Origin of the sequence: Flavobacterium solisilvae (genome assembly GCF_012911605.1) — a bacterium.
GTDB classification, from domain to species: Bacteria; Bacteroidota; Bacteroidia; order Flavobacteriales; family Flavobacteriaceae; genus Flavobacterium; species Flavobacterium solisilvae.
The window spans coordinates 16,186-39,721 of sequence record NZ_JAAMPT010000202.1; the positions used below are offsets into that span (position 1 = coordinate 16,186).

Here is a 23,536-nt window from a genome sequence, read left to right on the forward strand (position 1 = left end):
ATCAATAATTAAAATCATAATTTTTTGTCAGAAATTAACGGATAATTTTTTTCTATTAATTAATCATAAAATATAATAAATGTCATGTTTTATTCGTCTTTCTATTTGTAATTTTGCACTAGAAATTAATAACAATTAAAATAAAAAACATGTCATTAGTAGGTAAAAAATTTCCAAACATTACAGTAGATGCAATCTCTCATATGGGAGATAATTTAAGAATTAATGTGCTTGAAGAAGCTACAAAAAACAACAAAAAAGTACTTTTATTTTGGTATCCAAAAGACTTTACTTTCGTTTGTCCAACTGAATTACATGCTTTCCAAACAGCTTTAACTGATTTCGAAAAAAGAAATACTATCGTAATCGGTGCATCTTGTGATACTAACGAAGTTCACTTTGCTTGGCTAAATACGCCAAAAAACAACGGTGGAATAGAAGGAGTTACTTATCCACTTTTAGCTGATACAACAAGAAATTTATCAGCAGCTTTGGATATTCTTGATGCAGAATGGGTTTATGATGCAGATTTGAATGACGAAATCCTTGAAGGTTCAAACGTAACTTTTAGAGCTACTTATTTAATCGACGAAACTGGAAAAATTTTCCACGAAAGCGTAAACGATATGCCATTAGGAAGAAACGTAAACGAGTATTTAAGATTAATCGATGCTTATACTCACGTTCAAACTAAAGGTGAAGTTTGTCCTGCAAACTGGGAAGAAGGAAAAGAAGCGATGAATGCTGATCGTTTAAGCACTGCGGCATACTTAGCTCAAAACTAATAACAATAACAATAACAAATTTCAATTTCAATATCAAAAGTCAATTACAAGTTTAAATTGATTTTTGATGTTGAAATTGACATTGAAATTTTAAAACTATGTTAATCGAATTAAACGAAGATACATTACAAGATTTGGTAAATACCAACAATAAGGTGGTTGTTCAATATTCAGCTTCATGGTGTGGAAATTGCCGAATTATGAAACCTAAATTCAAAAAATTAGCTTCTGAGAATGAAGAAATTACCTTTGTTTTGGTTGATGCAGAGAATTCTCCAGAATCAAGAAAGTTAGCGAATGTTTCTAATTTGCCAACTTTTGCAACCTTTGTTGGAGGAAAATTATTGAACGAAACTCAAACCAATAAAGCAGAAGTTTTGGCTGAATTGGTAAGCGAAATTTCATCAAATTAATACAAAATGAAATTACCAGTAATCAAACATTTGACGCAATTTATTGAAGAAAATGACCAAGATTATCTAATTGAAACCATAGAAGTTCTCGAAGCTTTAACCGAAATTCCATCGTTAAAAGATGAAGAATTAGATGTAATTGGTGAGTTAATTTCCAATATGTACGGCGCTTTAGAAGTCCACAAAATGACCAAAGAAGGCAAAGACAAAAAAGAAGCACTCAACGATTTCATGAAGCGAGTTCTTGGTTCAATCGATAAATAAAACAAAACGTCCCGAATTTTCGGGACGTTTTGTTTAGTGTAAAAATTTAAGTCTTGGAACGAATCGTTTGGAAATTTTTGGTTTCCATTTTCCTGCTTTCCGTTTCAATCTTTTATAGTTTTGTCACATCGAGCGCATCCCGAAGTTTCGGGAGAGATGCTTTTTTGTAAAACTATAAAAGGATTTCCACTGCAATCAGGGTTAGTTAGGATTTGTATTGAATTTCAGTAAACATTTCCTAACAGGTTTAAAAAGCCCAAAACTTATTTCTTCAAAAATTTTCTATAAAGAACAAAACCAATTCCAGCAATCAAAAACACCGACCAAAGTTGCATCACAAAAGCAATAATTCCTTCCAAAATAAACCAACCCGTTTTCAAACTATCCCAAATTTGCAAGCCAATATTCGGACGATATTCATTCACACTTTTTTCATTTGCAATAACTTCTTGTTTTGTCGTTTCTCTTTGATATAAATACAAAGTTACCGTGCTAAAATTCACTTGATCTTCCAAACTTAGATTGTTTAAAATCGTGGCATCGCTTTCAGTGGCTTTGTCCAACGCTTTATCTTCGGCAGTTGTAATATCATTCAGCTTTTTACCTTTGCTATCAATACCTTTTTCCAATCGTTCCTGACTGTTTTTAATCCGTTTTTGCGCCAATTTATTCGATAAAAGTTGTAACGAAACATCATCGGCTTTAATCAATCGACTATCCAAAAAATTAATTTCTTTAACCATCGATTTCAAAACCGTGTCCAATTGCGTATTCGGAACTCTAAACGTAATCGTGTTATCAACTGTATATTGTATTGTTTCCAAAATACTATCCTGACTAATTTTCGTTTCCGATTTTTGATTGATGTTACTTTTTAAATCGGTAAATGTTACAAATCCGCCGTGTTTGGCAATACTGTTTTCAATAGCATAAGTCGATTTGGCAACATCTTTTACTTTGAATTTAATGTCGGCCGTTCGAACAAATTTTCGATTGGAATTTTTGGGTTCCACAGCAGCATTTGACGAAATTGCAATCGCAGAAGTATCGGCAACTTCCATTTTAGCATCAATTTCACTAGCTTCATAATCAGCTTGTTTACACGCAAAGGCAAATCCAAGTAGGAGTAATGCCAAACCCAATTTTGGTAATTTTTTCATTTTTGATTTTTTTAAAAGGTTAATAATAGAAAACAGTTTCTGTGCTTGGTTTTTATCAATAAGCAAAGTGTAGTTTTCTATCAAAAGCAAAAATGAATTACAGGTTTAACATTATTTTAAGCATACTAAAAAGCGTGCCAAACTTAAGAATTGCTTAAAATTATTTTTTTGTCGTAATTTTGAACTCAAAACCAATCATCTTGAGAACGCATTTTTCCAAAGAAATCAATAATCCCGAAGCCTTCAAAAATCAGTTATTAACTTGGTCACAACAGTTTAGAGAAGTTGTTTTTTTGGATTCTAATGAATATCACCAAAAATATTCAAGCTATGATTGTGTTCTAGCCGTTGATGCTTTCACGTCTTTAAAAACTGATTTTCACAATGCTTTTGAAGAAATAAAACAGTATCAACAGCAAACCAAAGATTGGTTGTTCGGTTATTTTTCATACGATTTAAAAAACGATACCGAAAAGCTAACTTCTAATAATTTTGACGGATTGCATTTCCCTGATTTGTTTTTCTTTCAGCCTAAAAAACTGTTTTTATTGAAAGGAAACCAACTCGAAGTTCATTATTTATTGATGTGTGATGATGAATTTGAAATTGATTTTGAAGAAATAAAATTATACAGCGATAATTTTGTCACACTAGTTTATACTGAGCGAAGCCGAAGTACAGTCGAAGTGCAACAACGAATTTCCAAAGAAAATTACCTTTCAAAAGTCAATAAAATGCTGGAACACATTCAGCGTGGTGATATTTATGAAGCTAATTTTTGCATGGAGTTTTTTGCCGAAAATGCAATAATCAATCCGTTGGAAATTTATCAAAAGTTGAATGCCATTTCAAAACCACCGTTTGCTGTTTTCTTCAAAAATAACCAGCAGTATTTGCTTTCGGCTTCGCCAGAACGTTATTTGAAAAAAGAAGGAAACAAAGTTATTTCCCAACCCATAAAAGGAACGGCCAAGCGATTTTCGGATGCAGCATTAGACGAAAAAGCCAAAAATGATTTAGCCGAAAACCCAAAAGAACGTTCGGAAAACATTATGATTGTTGATTTAGTTCGTAATGATTTGTCCAAAACGGCTACCAAAGGTTCGGTTGAAGTAGAAGAACTTTGCGGCATTTATTCCTTTGAACAAGTCCATCAAATGATTTCTACGATAGCATCAAACGTTGCTGAAAATCGTGCTCCAGTTGATATTATCAAATCTACTTTTCCAATGGGAAGCATGACTGGCGCGCCAAAAATTTCGGCGATGAATATTATCGAAAATCTCGAAGAAACCAAACGCGGATTGTATAGCGGTTCGGTTGGATATTTTTCTCCCGAAAATGATTTTGATTTTAATGTTGTCATTCGTAGTATTTTGTACAATGCTCAAAATCAATATCTTTCTTTTTCCGTAGGAAGTGCAATCACTTCAAAAGCTGTTCCCGAACAAGAATATGAGGAATGTTTACTGAAAGCTAAAGCAATGTTTGAGGTTTTACAATAATTAAATGTATTTTTGAACATGCTTCAAAAACTCCAAAATCATATCAATACAAACTTATCTTTTTTAAAAGAAAAGAAACTTTTACTTGCTGTTAGTGGCGGAATTGACAGCATGGTTTTGGTGCATCTTTGTCATCAGTTGAAGTTAGATTTTGCTGTCGCACATTGTAATTTTCAATTGCGAGGAAATGAAAGCGATGATGATGAAAACTTTATGAAATCACAAACAGAAAAATTACAAATTCCAGTTTTTATCCAAAAATTTGACACAAAAAGCATCGCTCAAACACAAAAATTATCCATTCAACTTGCTGCCAGAAAATTGCGCTACGATTGGTTTTATGAATTGATGAATGAAAATGGTTTTGACTATATCTTAACAGCACATCATTTAGATGACAGTTTGGAAACATTTTTAATCAATTTTACTCGTGGTTCTGGATTGGATGGATTAACTGGAATTCCGGAACAAAATGATAAAATTCTTCGTCCGCTTTTGATTTTTTCAAGAAACGAAATCGAAACTTTTGCCCAAGAAAATAACATCGCTTGGCGCGAAGACAGCAGTAATTCATCCGATAAATATTTGAGAAATAAATTGCGACATGATGTAATTCCGATATTGAAAGAGTTAAACCCAAGTTTGCTTTCATCATTTGAAAATACGATTAAAAACCTAAAGCAATCGCAATCTTTAGTTGATGATGCGTCAAAAATGGCTTATGAAAAAGTGGCTTCGGAACGAGAAAATCAAATAGTTTTTAACTTAGATTTACTTTTAGCATATCAAAACTATCAAGCGTATCTTTTCTCTTGGTTATCTCGTTTTGGTTTTACCGATTGGGAAGCTATTTCCGATTTAGTTTCGGCACAATCTGGAAAGCAAGTTATGTCAGATTCTCATGTGCTTTTGAAAAACAGAAATACACTTTTGTTGTTTCTTCGGAAAGAAAATTCGGAAGAAGTAATTTATCAAATCGATAAAGCGCAAAAGCAAGTTAAAGTTCCCTTAAAATTGACCTTTTGTAACGTAAGTGACATTTCGGTTCAACCAACTAATGCTATCTTTGTCGATGCAGAAAAATTGCAATTTCCGTTAACGATTAGAAAATGGAAAGAAGGTGATTTTTTTCAACCTTTTGGAATGAAAGGTAAAAAGAAAGTGAGTAAATTTTTTAAAGACGAAAAATTTTCTATGCTTGAAAAAAAAGAAATTTGGCTACTTTGTTCCAATGATAAAATCGTTTGGATTATTGGAAAAAGACAAGACGACCGATTTAAAATAACAGAAACAACAACTAAAATTTTACAAATTAATTACATCAAGTAATGAATAAACTACTCTTTTCAATCTTCACATTTTTGGCTTTCGCCAATGGTTTTGCCCAAATAATAAATCCCGTAAAATGGACATCTAAAGTTGAGAAACTTTCAGAAACCGAGTTCAACTTAGTAATGGAAGGAAAAATTGATGATGAATGGCATGTTTATTCTCAGTTTACGCCAGCCGATGGACCAATTCCAGCCGAATTCAAATTTAAAGATGCTAAAGGTAATTTTGAATTGATTGGGAAAACAAAAGAAAGTCCGTATAAAAAACAATACAATGATATTTTTGAAGTAGATGAATACTATTTTGAAAAGAATGTTACGTTTACTCAGAAAATAAAAGTAATTAATCCAAACTTGACATCAGTTAAAGTAAAAATTGATTATCAAGTATGTAAAGAAGTCTGTATCAATCAAGATTATACGTTTACATTTGCTTTACCAAAAATAGAAATCGCTCAATCAGATTTACCAGTTGTAACTACTGATACAGCAACTGCTGATACAGCTGAAGTTGTAAAAGAAGAACCAATAAAAGTAGTTGAAACAACACCATCTTCTGAACCTAAACAAGAAGAAGAAAAAGGTTTATGGACAATATTCTTTTTGGCATTTCTTGGTGGTTTTGCAGCGTTGCTAACACCTTGCGTTTTCCCAATGATACCTATGACGGTAAGTTTCTTTACGAAGCAAAGTAAAAATCCGGCACAAGGAAAGCGTAACGCCATTTTATATGGAATTTCGATTATTGCTATCTATGTAGTTTTAGGATTAATAATTAATGCAATTTTTGGAGCCGATGCTTTAAATGCGCTATCAACAAATCCATGGTTTAATATTTTTTTCTTTATTTTATTGCTCATATTCGCAGCATCATTTTTAGGTGCGTTCGAAATCATGTTGCCTAATTCTTGGGCAAATAAAGTGGATAAACAAGCAGATAGAGGTGGAATTATAGGGATTTTATTCATGGCTTTGGCCTTGGCTATAGTTTCGTTTTCGTGTACCGGACCAATTGTTGGAACACTATTAGTAGAATCGGCATCAAAAGGAGGAATAGCACCAATTATTGGAATGCTTGGATTTTCATCCGCTTTGGCATTACCGTTTATGCTATTTGCTTTGTTCCCGAGTTGGTTAAATTCATTACCAAAATCGGGCGGTTGGCTGAATACAGTTAAAGTTTCTCTTGGGTTTTTAGAATTAGCATTAGCATTCAAATTTTTATCCAATGCCGATTTGGTTTTGCAATTACATTTATTGGAAAGAGAAGTGTTTTTAGCGATTTGGATTGCTGTTTTTGGAGCTTGGGCTTTGTATCTTTTTGGGAAAATTACAACACCACATGATAGTCCAGTTTCTTATATTTCCGTAGGAAGATTGTCATTAGCATTATTGGTTTCAGCATTTACAGTATATATGATACCAGGATTGTTTGGTGCACCGTTGAAACTAATTTCAGCATTTCCACCGCCACAAACTTATAGTGAAAGTCCAACAGGATTCTTTGGAAATAATAACGGTTCAATTTCAAAAGAAGGATTACCGGATGGTGCAAAAGTAGGCGAGCACGGAATTATTACATTTACTGATTATGACAAAGGATTGGCTTATGCTAAAGAAGTGAATAAGCCAATATTACTTGATTTTACAGGATTTGCTTGTGTTAATTGCCGTAAAATGGAAATTAATGTTTGGTCGGATGAAAAGGTATTGAGTGTTTTAAAAAATGAAGTGGTTTTGATTTCTTTGTATGTAGATGACAAACGCGAGTTACCAAAAGAAGAACAACACGTTTCAAAAATTACAGGAAACGACATTGAAACCATTGGCGATAAATGGACAGAATTTATTATTACAAAATATAAAACTAATACCCAACCGTATTATGTTTTAACTGATTTGAACGAACAAAAATTAAATGAACCGGTAAGTTATACTCCAAACATCAATGAATATCTGGCTTGGTTAAAAGACGGAATTTCCAAATTCAAATAATCGAATTCTAATTTAGAATAGTCAAATACTCATTTAAAAGGTTGCTTTTGGTAAAACAAACGCAACCTTTTTTGTTTTTTTCTATCTTTATTGTAAATTAAACCTAACCCATTATGAAAAAAATCCAAAACCTTCTGTGGTTGCTTGTTGTAGCAATTACAGTTACTTCTTGTAATCCTGATGAAGGTGGTTCTTCTTCTGGACCAGATGACAACACTTTTACTCAAAACTTTGGAGCAACAGCCAATCGTGATTTTATTGGTCAAGTGGTTGATGCCGATAATAATCCCATTCAAGGTGTAACCATTAAAATTGGTTCTTCAACTACACAAACCGATGTTAATGGTGTTTTTATACTTAATAATGCTTCGGTTTATCAAAAGTTTGCCTATATAACGGCAAAAAAATCGGGATATATTGATGGTTCGCGTTCTTTGGTTCCAACGTCAGGAAAAAATAATGTAAAGATTATGCTTATACCATTTGCGGCACAAGCAACGGTACAATCGGGTGAAGAAAGTGAAGTTTCAATTTATTCAGGAACAAAAGTAAAATTTGACGGTGCTTTTCAGGATGAAAATGGGAATGATTATTCAGGTGCTGTTCAAGTTGCTTTATTTCATTTAACACCTTCTGATACCAATATCAGTAGTTTGATGCCAGGAATGTTATATGCCCAAACTGAAAATAATCAAGAAGCTATTCTGGAAACTTTTGGAATGATCAACGTTGAACTTCGTGGTTCTGGCGGACAAAAATTAAATATCAAATCAGGTCATACCGCTGAAATTACCGTTAGAATTGATGATAGTCAATTGGCTACAGCTCCAAGTACAATTCCGCTTTGGCATTTTGATGAAGCTAAAGGTTATTGGAAACAAGATGGTGTAGCCACGAAAATCGGTAATAAATATGTTGGCGAAGTTTCTCATTTTTCTTGGTGGAATTGTGATGCTTTTGCACAAATGGTTCGCTTAACTGTAACTATTGTCGATAGCAACGGAAACGAAATTTCAAATGCAGGTGTTGGATTAATTGCCAATGGAAATACCTATCCGGTTATGGGTTACACTAATACAGAAGGTCAAGTTTCGGGTTTAATTCCAGCAAATCAAACATTGGTTTTAAACGTGTATGCTTCTTATTATACTTGCGATGCCGATAATATTATTTATACCACAACGATTGGACCTTTTTCATCGGATACCGTTTTACCAAATATTGTAGTTAATTTGACCAGCAACACATTAAGTTCCACTGTTCAAGGAAATTTATTGAAATGCAACGGTTCCAATGTTACTAATGGTTATGTAATCTTAAATCGTTATGGAAACTATTCCGTTTCACCAGTAACTAATGGTGCGTTTAGTTTCAGCGAATTGTATTGTCCAGATGATACTGAGTTTACCTTAAAAGGTGTTGATTTAGAAAACTTTCAGCAAACTGATTCTATCAGTTATAATTTTGTCGTTCCAATAACTAATGTTGGAAATCTTCAAGCCTGTAACTCTATTGATGAATTTATTTCTTATCAAATTGATAATGATCCAACAGTTTTTTTAGTTGATAATATCAATGCAACAACGCAGTCCAATTATTTTTCAATTAATGCGTATAATGCAGTTCAAGGTGGATTAGCTGTTTTTGGAAGTACGATTACACCAGGAACTTATGATACTTCTGTTATTCAAATTGAAGGAAGTCCTGTTGGTTTTATTGGTGCATCAACAACAAACACAGTTCAGTTTCATTTGAACCAATTTGGAGCTGTTGGTGAATATATCGATATGACGTTCAGTGGAACGTATCAAGGTCCAAATAACGAAACACATACTATTACAGGTGTTGTTCATGTTATTCGAGATAATTAATTATTTCCCAATCTATTGTAAAACAAAAATCCCGTTCAGAAATTTTGAACGGGATTTTCTAGTTATAAAATTTGAGTAACTTCTTTTTTCAAATAACTGATAGCAACAGCACTTGCCGAATCGCTTTCAAGTAAACTGCTTAAAACCTTTTCTCTTAATTTATCCGAATTGGTTATGGTTTCATCCAAAGCCGTTTTTCTGATGGTTTGAATAATTGTGTTTTTTGCCGTTAAAATCATTGTCCAACATTCATCAGTAATGTAAATTTGCTGCGTTAAATTGTGCTCATATTCTTGCTCGATATGCTGAATTAACAAATTTTGGTAATCCATTTTGTTATCATTCAATGGAGCAACGCGAATTAAAAGTTTCGAAGGATTGATTCGCTCCAAAAACAAAGTCAATCGTTCGTATGCTTGTAATCGCAATGGTAAAGCGTGTTTTTGATTATCACGCATCAATTGAAAACGTCTTCTGTTGTCTTCGTTTTCAACAAATTTTTGAAAAAAGTAAAAAGCAATTAATCCCGTTACTAATGCTGGAACAACATAAAGTGCTACTTCTAAGATTTTGTCGAAATTCATAATTATTTACGCTTAAAATTGTTGACAAATATAATAGAAATACCTATAAAATGTATTGTAAATCTATAGGAGTAATCATAAATTTGAACTTTCTCAAAAAAGATGATAAACAAATATATTTCACAACTCAACGAAGCACAACAAGCACCTGTTTTTCAAAAAGATGGACCGATGATTATTATTGCTGGTGCAGGTTCGGGGAAAACTCGTGTATTGACCGTTCGTATTTCCTATTTGATGAGTTTAGGCGTTGATGCGTTCAATATTTTGGCACTAACATTCACTAACAAAGCAGCGCGCGAAATGAAAAAACGTATCGCTGATATTGTTGGAAATAACGAAGCTAAAAACCTTTGGATGGGAACTTTTCACTCGGTTTTTGCCCGAATTTTGAGAAATGAAGCCGATAAGTTGGGTTATCCTTCCAATTTTACCATATATGATTCGCAAGATAGCGTTCGATTGATTTCGGCGATTATCAAAGAAATGCAGTTGGACAAAGATGTTTATAAACCGAAACAAGTTTTTGGGCGAATTTCTTCCTATAAAAATTCATTGATAACCGTAAAAGCTTATTTCAATAATCCTGAATTAATGGAACAAGACGCAATGTCTAAAAAACCTCGTTTAGGCGAAATTTATCAGCAATATGTAGAACGTTGTTTCAAAAGTGGCGCAATGGATTTTGATGATTTATTATTGAAAACCAATGAATTACTTAATCGCTTTCCAGATGTTTTGGCAAAATATCAAGACAGATTTAGATACATTTTGGTTGATGAGTATCAAGATACCAATCATTCGCAGTACTTAATTGTTCGTGCTTTATCCGATAGATTTCAGAATATTTGTGTGGTTGGCGACGATGCACAAAGTATTTATGCGTTTCGTGGAGCGAACATCAATAACATTCTGAATTTCCAAAAAGATTATGAAAATGTAAAAACTTATCGATTGGAACAAAATTATCGTTCAACTAAAAATATTGTTGAAGCGGCCAATTCGGTTATTGATAACAATAAAACCAAGTTAGACAAAGTAGTTTGGACAGCCAATGATTTTGGACCAAAAGTAAAAGTACATCGCAGTATTACCGATGGCGAAGAAGGACGATTTGTAGCCAGCGAAATATTTGATTTAAAAATGCGTCATCAATTGCATAACGGGCAGTTTGCTATTTTGTATCGAACCAATGCACAATCGCGTGCGATGGAAGATGCGCTCAGAAAACGAGATATTCCGTATCGAATTTATGGCGGATTGTCATTCTATCAAAGAAAAGAAATCAAAGATGTTTTGTGTTATTTACGTTTAGTAATTAATCCAAAAGACGAAGAAGCATTAGTTCGTGTGATTAATTATCCAGCACGTGGAATAGGCGATACAACGGTTGAAAAACTAACGATTGCAGCCAATCATTACAAGCGTTCCATATTTGAGGTCATGGAACATATCGACAAAATTGATTTGAAATTAAATTCGGGAACCAAAGCAAAGTTGCAGGATTTTGTAACGATGATTAAGAGTTTTCAGGTGATTAATGAAAATCAAGATGCGTTTTATTTGGCAGAACATGTGACCAAAAAAACAGGTTTGGTTCAAGAGTTGAAAAAAGACGGAACACCTGAAGGCATTGCACGATTGGAAAACATCGAAGAATTACTAAACGGTATCAAAGATTTCATCGAAGGTCAAAAAGAAGTCGATGGTGCTCGCGGTGCGTTATCCGAATTTTTGGAAGATGTAGCACTAGCAACCGATTTAGATAAAGATACTGGCGATGACGACAGAGTGGCACTGATGACGATACATTTGGCAAAAGGTTTAGAATTCCCTTATGTTTTTATCGTTGGAATGGAAGAAGATTTGTTCCCAAGCGCGATGAGTTTAAATACCCGAAGCGAACTCGAAGAAGAACGCCGTTTGTTTTATGTAGCGTTAACTCGAGCGGAACATCAAGCGTATCTGACCTATGCGCAATCGCGTTACCGTTGGGGAAAATTAACTGATGCCGAACCTTCGCGCTTTATTGAAGAAATTAAAGATGAGTATTTGGAATATATCAATCCTTCCGATGCTGGCGGTTATCGCTATAAACCATCGATTGATTTGGATATTTTTGGCGATATTGATAAGTCAAAATTACGATTGTCAAAACCATTGGCTGGAACGCCACCAAAAAGTTATGGCGATGAACCGGTTTCTTCGGCAAATATTCGTAAATTGAAACCAGTTTCGGGCAGTGCGCCAAGTAGTGCTAATTTGTTTGACAGTAAATTAACCGTTGGAAATATCGTAATGCACGAGCGTTTTGGAAAAGGTCAAATCGTCAACCTTGAAGGAATAGGAGCAGACCGAAAAGCTGAAATCAAGTTTGAAGTTGGCGGAATTAAAAAACTATTGCTTCGATTTGCAAAGTTGGATGTGATTGGGTAAAAATATTAGATTTTAAATATCAAATATTAAATATCAAATATTAAATATCTAAAATCAAATATCTAAAATCAAATATCTAATATCTAATATCTAATATCTAATATCTAATATCTAATATCTAATATCTAATATCTAAAATCTAATATCTAATATCTAATATCTAATATTTAAAATCTAATATCTAATATCTAATATCTAAAAGGTCTAACAATCTAAGAAGTCTAACAATCAATTTATGGCAGAATTCATTAAAATATACGAAGACAAACCCAGCGAAGCAGCAATTAAAAAAGTAGTTGATGTGTTACGCGATGGCGGATTAGTGATTTATCCAACCGATACTGTTTATGGATTAGGTTGTGATATTACCAATTCTCGAGCTTTGGAACGCATTGCGAAGATTAAAGGAATTAAACTGGAAAAAGCCAATTTCTCCTTTATTTGTCACGATTTGAGTAATCTTTCTGACTATGTTCGTCAAATTGATACGTCTACGTTTAAGATTTTAAAGCGCACTTTACCTGGACCATATACGTTTATTTTGCCAGGAAATAACGATTTACCAAAAGAATTCCGCAAGAAAAAAACCGTTGGTATTCGTGTTCCCGATAATAGGATTGCGCTTGAAATTGTAAAAATGCTTGGCAATCCTATCGTTTCAACTTCCATTCATGATGATGATGAGGTTTTGGAATATTCTACTGATCCAGAACTGATTTTTGAAAAATGGCAAAACAAAGTCGATTTGGTTATCGACGGTGGATATGGCGACAATGTTGGTTCCACGATTATCGATTTATCGGGTTATGAACCAGTTGTCATTCGTGAAGGAAAAGGCGATATTGATATTTTTTAGGATTAAATCTTTATTCCACCTTTGTCAAAGTTCAAAATTTTGACAAAGATTTAAAAGGATAAAAGCGAGTCGTTTGTTAGCGATTCGCTTTTTTGTTTTCCCAATCTGTTTTATTTAATTCAAACCAATCGGTTAAATCACCTTCATAGTCAAAAGTTTCCTGAAAGTTAAAGCCAAGTTTGGACAAAACTTTTTTGGAATTATTGTTTTTTGGATCAGTAATGGCAAATATTTTATCAATATTTAAGTTTTTAAATCCATAATCTATTATTGCGATGCAAAAGTCATTTTAGCAATACGTTCGTTATGTTCTGGTGTTGTGTTCATTTTTTTATTTGCTCTCTCAAATATAAAAAATAATCCCAAAATTTTCCACAAAAAAACTCCATCATAAAGACGGAGTTTTCAATAAATTAGTAGAAAATGATTTAGTGTTTTGGTATTTCATCAAAATTAATCATCCAGTTGATGCCAAATTTATCGGTAAACATGCCAAAATAAGCACCCCAAAATGTTTTTTCCATAGGCATGATGATGTTTCCACCAGCTGAAAGTCCAGCGAAAAGTTTGTCAGCTTCTGTTGCGCTATCGGTGTTGATTGAAACGGAGAAGTTGTTACCAAAAGTGACATCGCCATAACCCGAAGTTGTATCGCTTGCCATCAAAACGGTTTCTTTGCTAATCGGTAAAGAAACGTGCATAATTCGGTTGCTATCTTCTGCTGTCATTTTTGGTGCGTTGTCATCGGCTGGCATGTCTTTAAATTTGCCAAAATGAGCAAATTCGCCACCAAAAACCGATTTGTAAAAATTAAATGCTTCTTCGGCATTTCCATTGAAAGTTAAATAAACGTTTACTGTTGCCATTTTTATTCTAAAGTTTTAATTGGTTTGTATTGTAAAAGTACAAAACTATGTTTTACAATTCATAAAACTCAATAGGCAAATCATCTGGATCAGAAATGAACGTAAAGCGTTTTCCTGTAAATTCATCAATTCTAATCGGTTCAGAAATGATTTGATTTTTATTTAAATGATTGATGATAACTTCAAGATTATCAACCGCAAAAGCTAAATGACGCAAACCCGAAGCTTCTGGTCTTGAAACTCTTTTTGGCGGATTTGGAAAAGAAAATAACTCAATAACATAGTTTCCGTTTAGTGCTAAATCGAGTTTATAGGATTGTCGTTCGGTTCGATATATTTCCTGAATGATGGTTAGTCCCAAAATTTCGGTATAGAATTTTTTGGACACTTCATAATCGGAACAAATAATGGCAATGTGATGAATGTTTTTTAGCATAAAATATCGATTAAAAGTAAAGTGATTTTGTTTTATCGAGTTTTGGAGCTGATTATCGATTTATTGTGTTGAATTAGAATGACTGCTATACTTTTACTTCATAATCATACAAAGAAAAAAGACTTAGTTAAGTTTTCAAAGATAAATGTCAAAAATCAAAATCAAACAAATTGTTTGAAAACCGTTTCGAAAGAGACGGTTTTTTTATTTTTGCGTTTTATGTTTTTTAGAGTGATATTGATTTGTTTAATCTAGATTGTTATATAGTTCTAACCATTCAATCCATTGACCTCGTTTTTTTCTGTAAAAGGCAATCTTTTTATATGGTTTATGTTTTTTTTCAGAAATAATAGAAAAACCAAATAGACAAAACTTATTGTTTCTAAAAAAAATTGGTTTTGAAAAAGAATAAACAAAATACTCTTTGTTTTTCATTTGAATAACCGCACTCGTATCGTTGATTACTACGTTTTCTAATTCTAATTTAAGTGGTTCATTCCTTTTTTGTAAGTAGATTTCAATCTCAGCAAGTGCAATTTTTTCAGATCTATCAAATTGATTAACATTCCAAATATAATTTTCTAAAATAGAAATTTTATTTTTTATGTATTTATATTCACTAATAGTAAGTTTAATAGTTTTAGATGTATTGAGATTGTAATCATGGAATTTCTTTTTATTAATTTTTTCTTCCATTATTTCCCAACCAAAACTTTCATCGGTATAAATTATTGTGTCTTGTGTAGGTAAAACAGAATTAAAGAACGCTGTTTCTATTTCATTTTTTTGAGCAGAACAGAAGCTAATACAACAAATAAAAAGAAAAAAGGAACTTAATTTGATCATTTGATTAACTTTTTATTTTACTATCATTTTAAAAACTTTTTCAATCACATTATTAATATCTTCCGAAAGTTTGGCTTTATAAACTATTACAACATAAACAATGGAAACTAATGCCGATTTCAGCATAATATTAACGATAGGATGAAACGGAAAATCCCAGTAATAAAATCCGAAAAAACAAATCAATCCGATAGCTAAAGCGGAAATTGTTTTAATAGTAAACGGATAGAGTTTCATTTTTAAAACCACAAAAAGTAGTTTGGCAATGCTGTACAGTGTAATTGAAATTAATGTTGCAATTGCTGCGCCATCAATACCATATTTTGGAATAAAAATCATATTGAGTGTCACGGCAAAAAAACCAAGAAATAATCCTAAAAACAATACGGCACGATAATATTTTGAATTGAAAATAATAGCGTTGTTGTTTCCTAAAATCAAATCAAAATACTTAGAAAGTCCAATGATGAAAAACACAAAAACACCACCGCGATAATTTTCGGGTAAAAGCAAATAAATTTGATTGATGTTTACTAAAAGCCCAACATAAACCAATCCGCCAACGATTTGAAGCGTTATTGAAGTTTTTTTGTATAAATCGTTCAGTTCGTCGTGTTTGTTTTCAATCATCAGTTTTGCAGTAATCGGGTAGGTGATTTGATGCATAGCACGACTTGGAACAGCAATTACCGTTGCGATAAAACCTGCTACCGTATAATAGGCAATTTGTTTTAAATCTAAATATTGATTAAGCATCGTTTTATCGATGTCAATTAGTATGTTAGCAACGCTTCCCGAAAGAATTATAAACGAAGAATAAATTATAATAGGTTTAGTATTCGTTGGTAATTTAAAGCTAAACTGAATAGTTTGAACTTTATTGGCATAAAAAAACATAATCAACATACTAGCCAAATAAACATACATTGTTGCTGTAATGAATTGCTCAACGGTTATAAAATTATAATATACGCCAAAGAGGAAAATTGAAATCAGAATTCGCAAACCAACTTCTTTGATGAAATTTCCAAAAACCGATTGCAAATGTACCTTAACCCAAGCATAGAAAATCTCAAAATACGCCATACACAATCCAATAATTGGAATTTGCCAGACATAATCATAAACGATATTATTCTTTTTGGATAAAAATGTTGCAATTTCAGGATAAAAAATGGTGCCAAAGATAAAAATCGGCACAATTGCTAGTAAAGGAATTGCTAAAACAAAACTAAAAAACTGACTTTTTTCTTTTTCGGTTTTGTATTCGGAGAAAAATTTAATCAACGTATTATGAACACCAAATGCCATCAACGGAAAAATAACATTGGCAGATGAAAGGATATAATTCGTTAATCCAAAAAAATCATCACCTAAAAAATGCGGATACATGAACAACGTATTTATCGCACCAATGGCAAAACCAATATAGGTTATGACTGTGTTTTTAATGGATTGGTTGATAACGATGCCCATTTTATTATATTAGATTTCAGATATTAGATATTAAATTTGTGAGCTTTGTGATTTCTTAGTGTTCTTTGTGGTTAAGAAATCAGTTTTGACAATTTCTCTGTCAAACTTTTTCTTGAAAATTGCTGTAAACCAACAGCGTGAACTTTTAAATTTTGTTCTTTATATAAATTGTAATACTTCAAAAGTAACTCTTTTAACTGTTCCAATTCGTCATACAAAAAGAAAACTCCAGTATTAGTTGAAGTGATAATTTCGGCAAAATCAGAACCTTCTGGACCAAGCGCAATAATTGGTCTTTCGGAAACCATGTATTCAAATAATTTTCCAGGAATGATACTTTTAGTATCGTTTGAATTGATTTCGATTAACAATAAAACTTGCGATTTTCGTTGATGTTCCACCGCTTCTTGATGAGAAACATAACCCAAATTCAAAACGTAATCATTCAATCTAAACTCAGAAATAGTATCCAAAACTTCCTGACTGACAGCACCGATTAATTTTAATTGAAAATCTCTTCTGAAATCGGGATTTTCTTTGGTTAATTCTTTCAACACTTTCCACAAAATTCTTGGATTTCGCTCAGAAAGAAACGAACCGATATGTGCCAAAGTAAACTTTTCGTCCAAAGGTTGTTTGGTTACTTTTTCTACGTCATATCCATTAGTAATTACTTCAATGGGTTGTGAAGTTATCGCTTGAAATTCGGTTTTGGTGGTTTTACTTGTTACGATTATAGTATCAGCAGTTGTTAGCACTTCTTTTTCTAATGCTTTGTGTTTTTTCTCCGCAGAAGAAGATAATTTCAACGCTTTGTGATAACCAATGGTTGTCCAAGGATCGCGAAAATCGGCAAACCATGTTACATTCAACTCTTTTTTGAGTTGTAAACCAATTAAATGCAAACTATGTGGCGGACCAGAGGTGACAATGGTATCAATTTGGTTTTCCTCAATATATTTTTTCAAATATTTAACCGAAGGTCTTACCCAAAGAAAACGCGCATCGGGAATGAAAATATTACCTCGAACCCAAAGCAATGTTTTTTCTAAAAACGATTGTTTCTTTTGATTAGGAATAATCCCCGAACTGATTTTTTTGGTTTTATTTTTTCCGAAGAAAGAGGCAAAGCCATAAGGTTCAACGATTTTCTTTTTCAGAATAATCGCTTTCTCTGAAACTTCACTTTGCAAACCATTGTCAATAATCGGATAGGTTGGATTTTCGGGAATATAAACTATTGGTTGAACATTAAAATCGGGTAAATATTTAACAAACTTTAACCAACGCTGAACGCCTGGTCCACCAGCTGGCGGCCAATAATAGGTAATGATTAAAAGTTTTTTTGGTTCAGGTTTCACTTTGTTGATTTTAGATTAAAGATTAACGAATTTTGATTGTAGATTTTTTACTTCATAAATCTACAATCGTTAGTCAAAAATCTTAATTCAATTTCTTCTTTTTTCTCTCAAAATAAACACCACCAATAATCAATAAAATCATTGTAATAGAACTAAACAAAGCAATTGTACTTCCTGTTTTAACAACTTCTGGTTCAAATTTGAATTCGATAGTGTGTTTTCCTTTTGGAATTTCCAAACCACGAAGTGTGTAATTTACTCTATAAATTGAAGCTTCTTTACCATCGATTGTTGCTTTCCAACCATCTTTATAATAGATTTCAGAGAAAACCGCAAAACCATAATTGCTATTATTGGAAGTATATTTTAAATGATTTGGTTTATACAAATCGAGTTTTATTGTAGCTAAACTATCTTTTCTGAATGGTAAAGAAAGTTCATGAGAACTCTCATTTTTATCTTTAAGTTTAACAGCAACTTCTTTTGTATCTAATTTATCCAACGCTTTCATTTCTTCGTCAGCTGAATTTACAGTTTGAATTTTAGAAACAAACCAAGCATTTCCGTTGGCATCAGGATTTATGGTTGCAAATTGTTGTCCTTTTTCATCACTTTGAATGATGTATTTGATGTTCAACATATCCAAAACATTTTTATTGTTTTTGGCAATTTGATAATCAAATAGTTGTTGAATTCTTTTTGGTTTTGCCGCATGATAACCACCAAGCGATTTATGGAAATAAGAAGCTCGCGCGCTACTCATGTTTCCAGCAACTTCAAAAACACGGTAATGAGTTGTGTCTTGAAGAATTTGCATATCAGCTTCTTTGGCTTGGAAAGGTTCGTTCATTTCACGAGCGCTAACAAAATCTTTAGCGTTTACGTAGTTTTTTGCCACAAAAAATAAATCGGCAACCATAAATAAACCAATCAAAATAATGGTATTTCCTTGTGCTAATTTGCCTTTAAAATAGAACCAAAGCAATCCAAAAGCAACCAACATAAAGAAACCCGAACGTAACAAATCAGCTTTGTACAAACTTTCTCGGTCTAATTTTAAAGCATCTATAAAAGCAGTTCCCATTTCACGACCATAAGCTTCTATGTAATAGTTGTCGTTGGCGGTTGTAAATTCAAACATACCTTTGCCTAAGAACAATAGAATAATTAATCCGATGGAAGTTCCAGCAGTATAAAGCAATGATTTTTTACGATTTTCTTCATTTTTAATGAACGATTGTAATCCCATAATTGCCAAAACAGGAACGCATAATTCCAAAATTACTTGTATGGAAGAAACCGCTCTGAATTTATCATACATTGGAACATAATCAATGAAGAAGTCAGTCAAAGCTGGGAAGTTTTTACCCCAAGAAAGAAGTAAAGAGAAAACCGCTCCAGCAACGAAAGCATATTTTATTTTTCGTTTATCATGGAATAATGCTAAAATAGCCAAGAAAAAAACAATCGCACCAATATAAGCTGGCGCAGCAACGATTGGTTGATTTCCCCAATAAGTTGGAACGTTTTCGGCAAATTCTGCAGCTTCGCTTGGCGATGCACCTTGATTTGAAATAAATTCATATAAATGACTGTCTGTTCCCACATTTTCGGCATTGGAACCACCAAATAACCGTGGCGCAATTAGGTTGAAACTTTCGGCAATTCCATAGCTGTATTCTGTAATGTATTCTCGTGAAAGTGCATTATCAGTCGTAACTTTTGAACCATCTGGATTAAAAGTTAGTTCGTTCTTACTTCTCGTACTAAAATCTGCATATTCTTTGGTTGCTAATAAGTTAGTAGCATTGGCACCAATAGCTAAAACGACTGCAATGGCAAATGTTCCAATGATTTTTGGTAATGCTTTTAACTCTTTTTCTTTGAATAATTTGTATAAGAAATAAACCGAAAATACCAGTAAAAACAACAACAGATAATACGTCATCTGGAAGTGATTGGCATTGATTTCCAACGCTACGGCAAGCATCGTTAGAATTCCACCGTGAATAAAATGTTTCCTGAAAACCAATATAAATCCGGCAACAACCAACGGCATGTAAGCAATAGCATGTGCTTTTGCATTATGTCCAACGCCAAGAATAATTATCAGATAGGTTGAAAACCCAAAAGCCAATGCGCCAAAAAACGCTTTCAACGGATCGGTTTTAAAAACTAAAAGTAGCGCATAAAACCCTAAGAAATAAAGGAATAAATAATCGGCTGGTCTTGGTAAAAAACGCAAAGCATCATCTAATTTTCCAATATAATCATTCGGATAATTGGCTCCTAGTTGATAGGTTGGCATTCCTCCAAAAGCAGAATTTGTCCAATAAGGTTCGGCATCATATTTGGCTCTAAAATCGTTTTGTTCTTTTGCCATTCCGGTATATTGAACTATATCCGATTGGTAGATTTTTTTGCCTTGAAGTACAGGATAAAAATAGATTAAGGCAATAACGATAAAGCCAAGAATGGTTAAAAAATGCGGGTAGAACTTTTGAAGTTGCTTCATGTTTTTTGGTTAGGTTTGGTATAGAATTTACTCAATTTCTTCAAAGTCAACATATTCGCCAACAACTTTTTTCTCTCTTGGTTTTTCTTGAGCTTTTTGTTGGGCTTGTTGCTGTTGCTGATACTGTTGTTGCTGTTGTTCAAATTGTTGTGATGCTTTTTCAACTACTTTTTTAGCCAAAACAGGTAAAAAAAGCTTTGCTAAAAACTTGAAAATGTAGTAAAAAGCTATGATATAAAGTATGGTTTTCAAAAAACCGTTAAAAGATGCCGTTTCCATCGTTGAAATAATTTTTGTCAAAAATACGAATTTCAATGAAGTTAAATTAGCTTTCAGTTCTTAAATAAATGATAAATTATATTACTTTTGAACAACGTTAGAACTTATATCTATGAAAAAATATCAAATCTGTCTTTTATTATTATCACCATTATTGTCAATTGCTCAATACACCGACGTAATTAACTCCAATCGACCAGGAAAATCGATGTCGGCATTTTCTGTTGGGGAAACTGTTTTCCAGGCAGAAGCAGGTTTTTTTGGCGCAAGAGAACGATATGACGAAGCACGATATGAAGCCAATGGTTTTGGTTCGGATTTAAGTATTCGATATGGTGCTTTTTGGGAACAATTTGAACTGATTTTGGATTTACAATATCAGCATGATTGGTATCAAGCACCGTTAGTTGACGATACCCGAAGCGGTTTAAGACAAACGGTTCTTGGAGCAAAATATTTGTTGTATGATCCGTTTAAAAATGCGGTTCAGGACAAACCTAATATTTACAGTTGGAAAGCCAATCATAAGAAAAAATTCAGTTTCAAAGATTTAATTCCAGCGATTTCGGTGTATGCAGGTTTTAATCTTAGAATAGGAAATAATCCATTTGTTAGAGATGATGCTTTTATTAGTCCAAAAGGAATGTTGATTACGCAAAATCATTTTGGCAGTCGATGGGTTTGGGTAAACAACGTTATCATAGATAAATTCACAACAGATGATGCTTATCTTGGTTTGGTTTCTACGTTAACTAGAGGATTTAATGCTCGATGGTCAGGATTTTTAGAATTTCAAGGTGTAAAAGGTGATTATTATTCGGATTATTTATTTCGTGGTGGTGCAGCTTATTTGGTTAGAGAAAACATCCAAATTGATGCTTCAATTTCCAAAAATATTAAAGAAACTCCCGATATTGCTGCAGCAAGCATAGGTTTGTCTTGGCGATTTGATGCTAATTATGAAAAAATATATTTGAGAAGCACAAAACCGGTTGACGATAAAGATAAAAAAGGTAAAAAAGACAAAAAGAAAAAGCGTAAAGACGAAGTAGAATTAGAAGAAACAAAACCATAATAATGATTACAATACTTGAAGCCAATTCAAAGCAGTTACTAAAAGATTTCGTAAAATTTCCTTTTGAATTATATAAAAATCATCCTTATTGGGTTCCACCGTTGATTGCGGACGAAATGGAAACGTTTGACAAAGACAAAAATCCTGCTTTTAAAAGTGCGGAAGCTTATTTTTATTTGGCTTATAAAAATGATAAAATTGTTGGTCGAATTGCCGCCATCATCAATTGGAACGAAGTAAATGAGCAGCAGAAAAGCAAAGTTCGTTTTGGTTGGTGGGAAACTATCGATGATGTAGAAGTGACAAAAGCTTTGCTCGAAAAAGTATATGAATTAGGTCGAAAAAATAATTTGGAACATGTTGAAGGTCCAATGGGATTTTCAAATCTCGATAAAGTAGGAGTAATGACCGAAGGTTTTGACGAAATGGGTTCCATGATTACGTGGTATAACTATCCGTATTATGCATCGCATTTGGAAAAATTAGGATACGTAAAAGAAAAAGAATACCTCGAAAACAAGTTTCCTTTTGAAAATGTAAAACCCGAATTTTTTTTAAAAGCCCAAGAACTTATTAAGAAGCGATACCAACTTCGACCGTTGAATTTTACTAAGACGAAAGACATTATGCCTTATGTTGACAAAATGTTTGATTTGTTTAATAAATCCTATGCTTCATTATCGTCTTTTGTTGCGATAACGGATATTCAAAAAGAATATTTCAAGAAAAAATACATCAGTTTTATCAATCCAGAATACATCAAGTTTGTATTAGATAAAGACGATCAAATAGTTGCTTTTAGTATTGTTATGCCAAGTTTTTCAGAAGCCTTACGAAAAGCTAATGGTAAATTGTTTCCTTTTGGGTTTTATCATTTGTTGCAAGCTAGAAAAAGCAGTAAGGATGTTTTGTTTTACTTAATAGGAATTGATCCTGAATACCAAAGTAAAGGAGTTACAGCAATTATTTTCAACGAATACTACAATACTTTTGCAGAAAAAGGAATAAAAAACTGTATTCGAACTCCAGAATTAGCTGATAATCATGCTATTCATAATATTTGGAAGCATTTTAACCCCGAAATTTTTAGACGTCGTTGTACTTTTAAAAAGGATTTATAATCGACCAACTGCATGATGATTGTTTTTAATCGATTAAAGCGTTAGTTCAAAGAGTATTTTAACAATTTCTTTGTGATTAAATTACTTTAGCACTCTATTACCAATGAAAATCAAACTATGAGTTTGAAAATATCGATTATGAAACGGTATATATTAACATCAGGAGTTAGTGAAAAGATTCTTTATAAAAAGAAAGTCACTACCGATTCTGTTACTTATGAATATTATCCTGCTGAAAACGAGGATAAATCATCAAAACCGCACACAATTCCTTATGCAAAACCAATTGCTGTAGGAATGCTGTTTTTGATACTTTTTCTAGTGAATTAAAACCCGCTAAATACTTATTTGATTGATAAAG

The 23,536-nt window shown here is 32.7% G+C and carries 22 protein-coding genes; 12 read left to right on the plus strand and 10 right to left on the minus strand.

Going from position 1 to position 23,536, the window contains the following annotated elements; translation table 11 throughout:
* The first annotated feature begins 149 nt into the window (after positions 1 to 149).
* The 3 genes from G6042_RS04865 (at position 150) to G6042_RS04875 (ending at position 1,462) form a co-directional block, all read left to right on the plus strand.
* The gene (locus G6042_RS04865) at positions 150 to 785 is read left to right on the plus strand and encodes a peroxiredoxin (RefSeq protein ID WP_169523185.1); all 636 of its coding nucleotides are present in this window, start codon (positions 150 to 152) and stop codon (positions 783 to 785) included.
* 98 nt (positions 786 to 883) lie between these two features.
* A complete protein-coding gene (locus tag G6042_RS04870; protein ID WP_169523186.1) occupies positions 884 to 1,198 on the plus strand; it encodes a thioredoxin family protein in 315 nt (104 codons plus the stop codon).
* 6 nt (positions 1,199 to 1,204) lie between these two features.
* Complete coding sequence (locus G6042_RS04875; RefSeq protein WP_133532905.1) at positions 1,205 to 1,462, plus strand: DUF6952 family protein; 258 nt, start codon at positions 1,205 to 1,207, stop codon at positions 1,460 to 1,462.
* Positions 1,463 to 1,725: 263 nt separating this feature from the next.
* Here G6042_RS04875 and G6042_RS04880 read toward each other — a convergent pair whose 3' ends face one another.
* Entirely contained in the window at positions 1,726 to 2,622 is an 897-nt protein-coding gene (locus G6042_RS04880; RefSeq protein ID WP_169523187.1) for a DUF4349 domain-containing protein, read from the minus strand.
* A 197-nt stretch (positions 2,623 to 2,819) separates the two neighbouring features.
* On the opposite strand from G6042_RS04880, the gene G6042_RS04885 reads away from it, so the two are divergent.
* The 4 genes from G6042_RS04885 to G6042_RS04900 all read left to right on the plus strand — a co-directional run bounded on the left by G6042_RS04885 (position 2,820) and on the right by G6042_RS04900 (position 9,324).
* A complete protein-coding gene (locus G6042_RS04885) occupies positions 2,820 to 4,127 on the plus strand; it encodes an anthranilate synthase component I family protein (protein ID WP_394352780.1) in 1,308 nt (435 codons plus the stop codon).
* Positions 4,128 to 4,145: 18 nt separating this feature from the next.
* Positions 4,146 to 5,456: a tRNA lysidine(34) synthetase TilS gene (tilS, locus tag G6042_RS04890; RefSeq protein WP_169523189.1), complete on the plus strand. Its 1,311-nt coding sequence runs from the start codon at positions 4,146 to 4,148 to the stop codon at positions 5,454 to 5,456.
* Positions 5,456 to 7,453: a protein-disulfide reductase DsbD family protein gene (locus G6042_RS04895; protein ID WP_169523190.1), complete on the plus strand. Its 1,998-nt coding sequence runs from the start codon at positions 5,456 to 5,458 to the stop codon at positions 7,451 to 7,453. The genes tilS and G6042_RS04895 overlap by 1 nt, the downstream gene beginning before the upstream one ends.
* Positions 7,454 to 7,566: 113 nt before the next feature.
* Positions 7,567 to 9,324, plus strand: a complete 1,758-nt coding sequence (locus G6042_RS04900; protein WP_169523191.1) for a hypothetical protein — start codon at positions 7,567 to 7,569, stop codon at positions 9,322 to 9,324.
* Positions 9,325 to 9,386: 62 nt separating this feature from the next.
* On the opposite strand, the gene G6042_RS04905 is transcribed toward G6042_RS04900, so the two are convergent.
* Positions 9,387 to 9,908, minus strand: a complete 522-nt coding sequence (locus tag G6042_RS04905; protein ID WP_169523192.1) for a DUF7935 family protein — start codon at positions 9,906 to 9,908, stop codon at positions 9,387 to 9,389.
* Positions 9,909 to 10,013: 105 nt separating this feature from the next.
* Between G6042_RS04905 and G6042_RS04910 the strand changes: the two genes are divergently transcribed.
* Both G6042_RS04910 and G6042_RS04915 read left to right on the plus strand, forming a co-directional pair.
* A complete protein-coding gene (locus tag G6042_RS04910) occupies positions 10,014 to 12,344 on the plus strand; it encodes an ATP-dependent helicase (RefSeq protein WP_169523293.1) in 2,331 nt (776 codons plus the stop codon).
* A gap of 235 nt (positions 12,345 to 12,579) precedes the next feature.
* Positions 12,580 to 13,200 (plus strand): L-threonylcarbamoyladenylate synthase, encoded by a 621-nt coding sequence (locus tag G6042_RS04915; protein ID WP_169523193.1) that lies wholly within the window; start codon positions 12,580 to 12,582, stop codon positions 13,198 to 13,200.
* 76 nt (positions 13,201 to 13,276) lie between these two features.
* Here the strand turns inward: G6042_RS04915 and G6042_RS04920 are convergent, their stop codons facing one another.
* From G6042_RS04920 to G6042_RS04955, 8 genes are all read right to left on the minus strand, one after another.
* On the minus strand, positions 13,277 to 13,477 hold the full coding sequence (locus G6042_RS04920) for a GNAT family N-acetyltransferase (RefSeq protein WP_317168047.1): 201 nt from the start codon (positions 13,475 to 13,477) through the stop codon (positions 13,277 to 13,279).
* A 151-nt stretch (positions 13,478 to 13,628) separates the two neighbouring features.
* Positions 13,629 to 14,066 (minus strand): VOC family protein, encoded by a 438-nt coding sequence (locus G6042_RS04925; RefSeq protein WP_169523194.1) that lies wholly within the window; start codon positions 14,064 to 14,066, stop codon positions 13,629 to 13,631.
* Positions 14,067 to 14,118: 52 nt separating this feature from the next.
* Complete coding sequence (gene gloA2, locus G6042_RS04930; RefSeq protein ID WP_169523195.1) at positions 14,119 to 14,502, minus strand: SMU1112c/YaeR family gloxylase I-like metalloprotein; 384 nt, start codon at positions 14,500 to 14,502, stop codon at positions 14,119 to 14,121.
* A 246-nt stretch (positions 14,503 to 14,748) separates the two neighbouring features.
* The gene (locus tag G6042_RS04935; protein WP_169523196.1) at positions 14,749 to 15,348 is read right to left on the minus strand and encodes a hypothetical protein; all 600 of its coding nucleotides are present in this window, start codon (positions 15,346 to 15,348) and stop codon (positions 14,749 to 14,751) included.
* A 12-nt stretch (positions 15,349 to 15,360) separates the two neighbouring features.
* Positions 15,361 to 16,824 carry a lipopolysaccharide biosynthesis protein gene (locus G6042_RS04940; RefSeq protein ID WP_169523197.1) on the minus strand — a complete coding sequence of 488 codons (1,464 nt, stop codon included), beginning with the start codon at positions 16,822 to 16,824 and terminating at the stop codon, positions 15,361 to 15,363.
* Between the two features lie 71 nt (positions 16,825 to 16,895).
* On the minus strand, positions 16,896 to 18,185 hold the full coding sequence (locus G6042_RS04945) for a glycosyltransferase family 4 protein (protein ID WP_169523198.1): 1,290 nt from the start codon (positions 18,183 to 18,185) through the stop codon (positions 16,896 to 16,898).
* A gap of 82 nt (positions 18,186 to 18,267) precedes the next feature.
* Positions 18,268 to 20,700, minus strand: coding sequence for a YfhO family protein (locus tag G6042_RS04950; RefSeq protein ID WP_169523199.1), 2,433 nt, complete (start codon positions 20,698 to 20,700; stop codon positions 18,268 to 18,270).
* A 27-nt stretch (positions 20,701 to 20,727) separates the two neighbouring features.
* The gene (locus tag G6042_RS04955; RefSeq protein WP_317168042.1) at positions 20,728 to 21,000 is read right to left on the minus strand and encodes a DUF4834 domain-containing protein; all 273 of its coding nucleotides are present in this window, start codon (positions 20,998 to 21,000) and stop codon (positions 20,728 to 20,730) included.
* 91 nt (positions 21,001 to 21,091) lie between these two features.
* Between G6042_RS04955 and G6042_RS04960 the strand changes: the two genes are divergently transcribed.
* From G6042_RS04960 to G6042_RS04970, 3 genes are all read left to right on the plus strand, one after another.
* The gene (locus G6042_RS04960) at positions 21,092 to 22,054 is read left to right on the plus strand and encodes a transporter (protein WP_169523200.1); all 963 of its coding nucleotides are present in this window, start codon (positions 21,092 to 21,094) and stop codon (positions 22,052 to 22,054) included.
* 2 nt (positions 22,055 to 22,056) lie between these two features.
* On the plus strand, positions 22,057 to 23,175 hold the full coding sequence (locus G6042_RS04965; RefSeq protein ID WP_169523201.1) for a GTP cyclohydrolase: 1,119 nt from the start codon (positions 22,057 to 22,059) through the stop codon (positions 23,173 to 23,175).
* A gap of 138 nt (positions 23,176 to 23,313) precedes the next feature.
* Positions 23,314 to 23,505 (plus strand): hypothetical protein, encoded by a 192-nt coding sequence (locus G6042_RS04970; RefSeq protein ID WP_169523202.1) that lies wholly within the window; start codon positions 23,314 to 23,316, stop codon positions 23,503 to 23,505.
* The last annotated feature ends 31 nt before the right edge of the window (positions 23,506 to 23,536 follow it).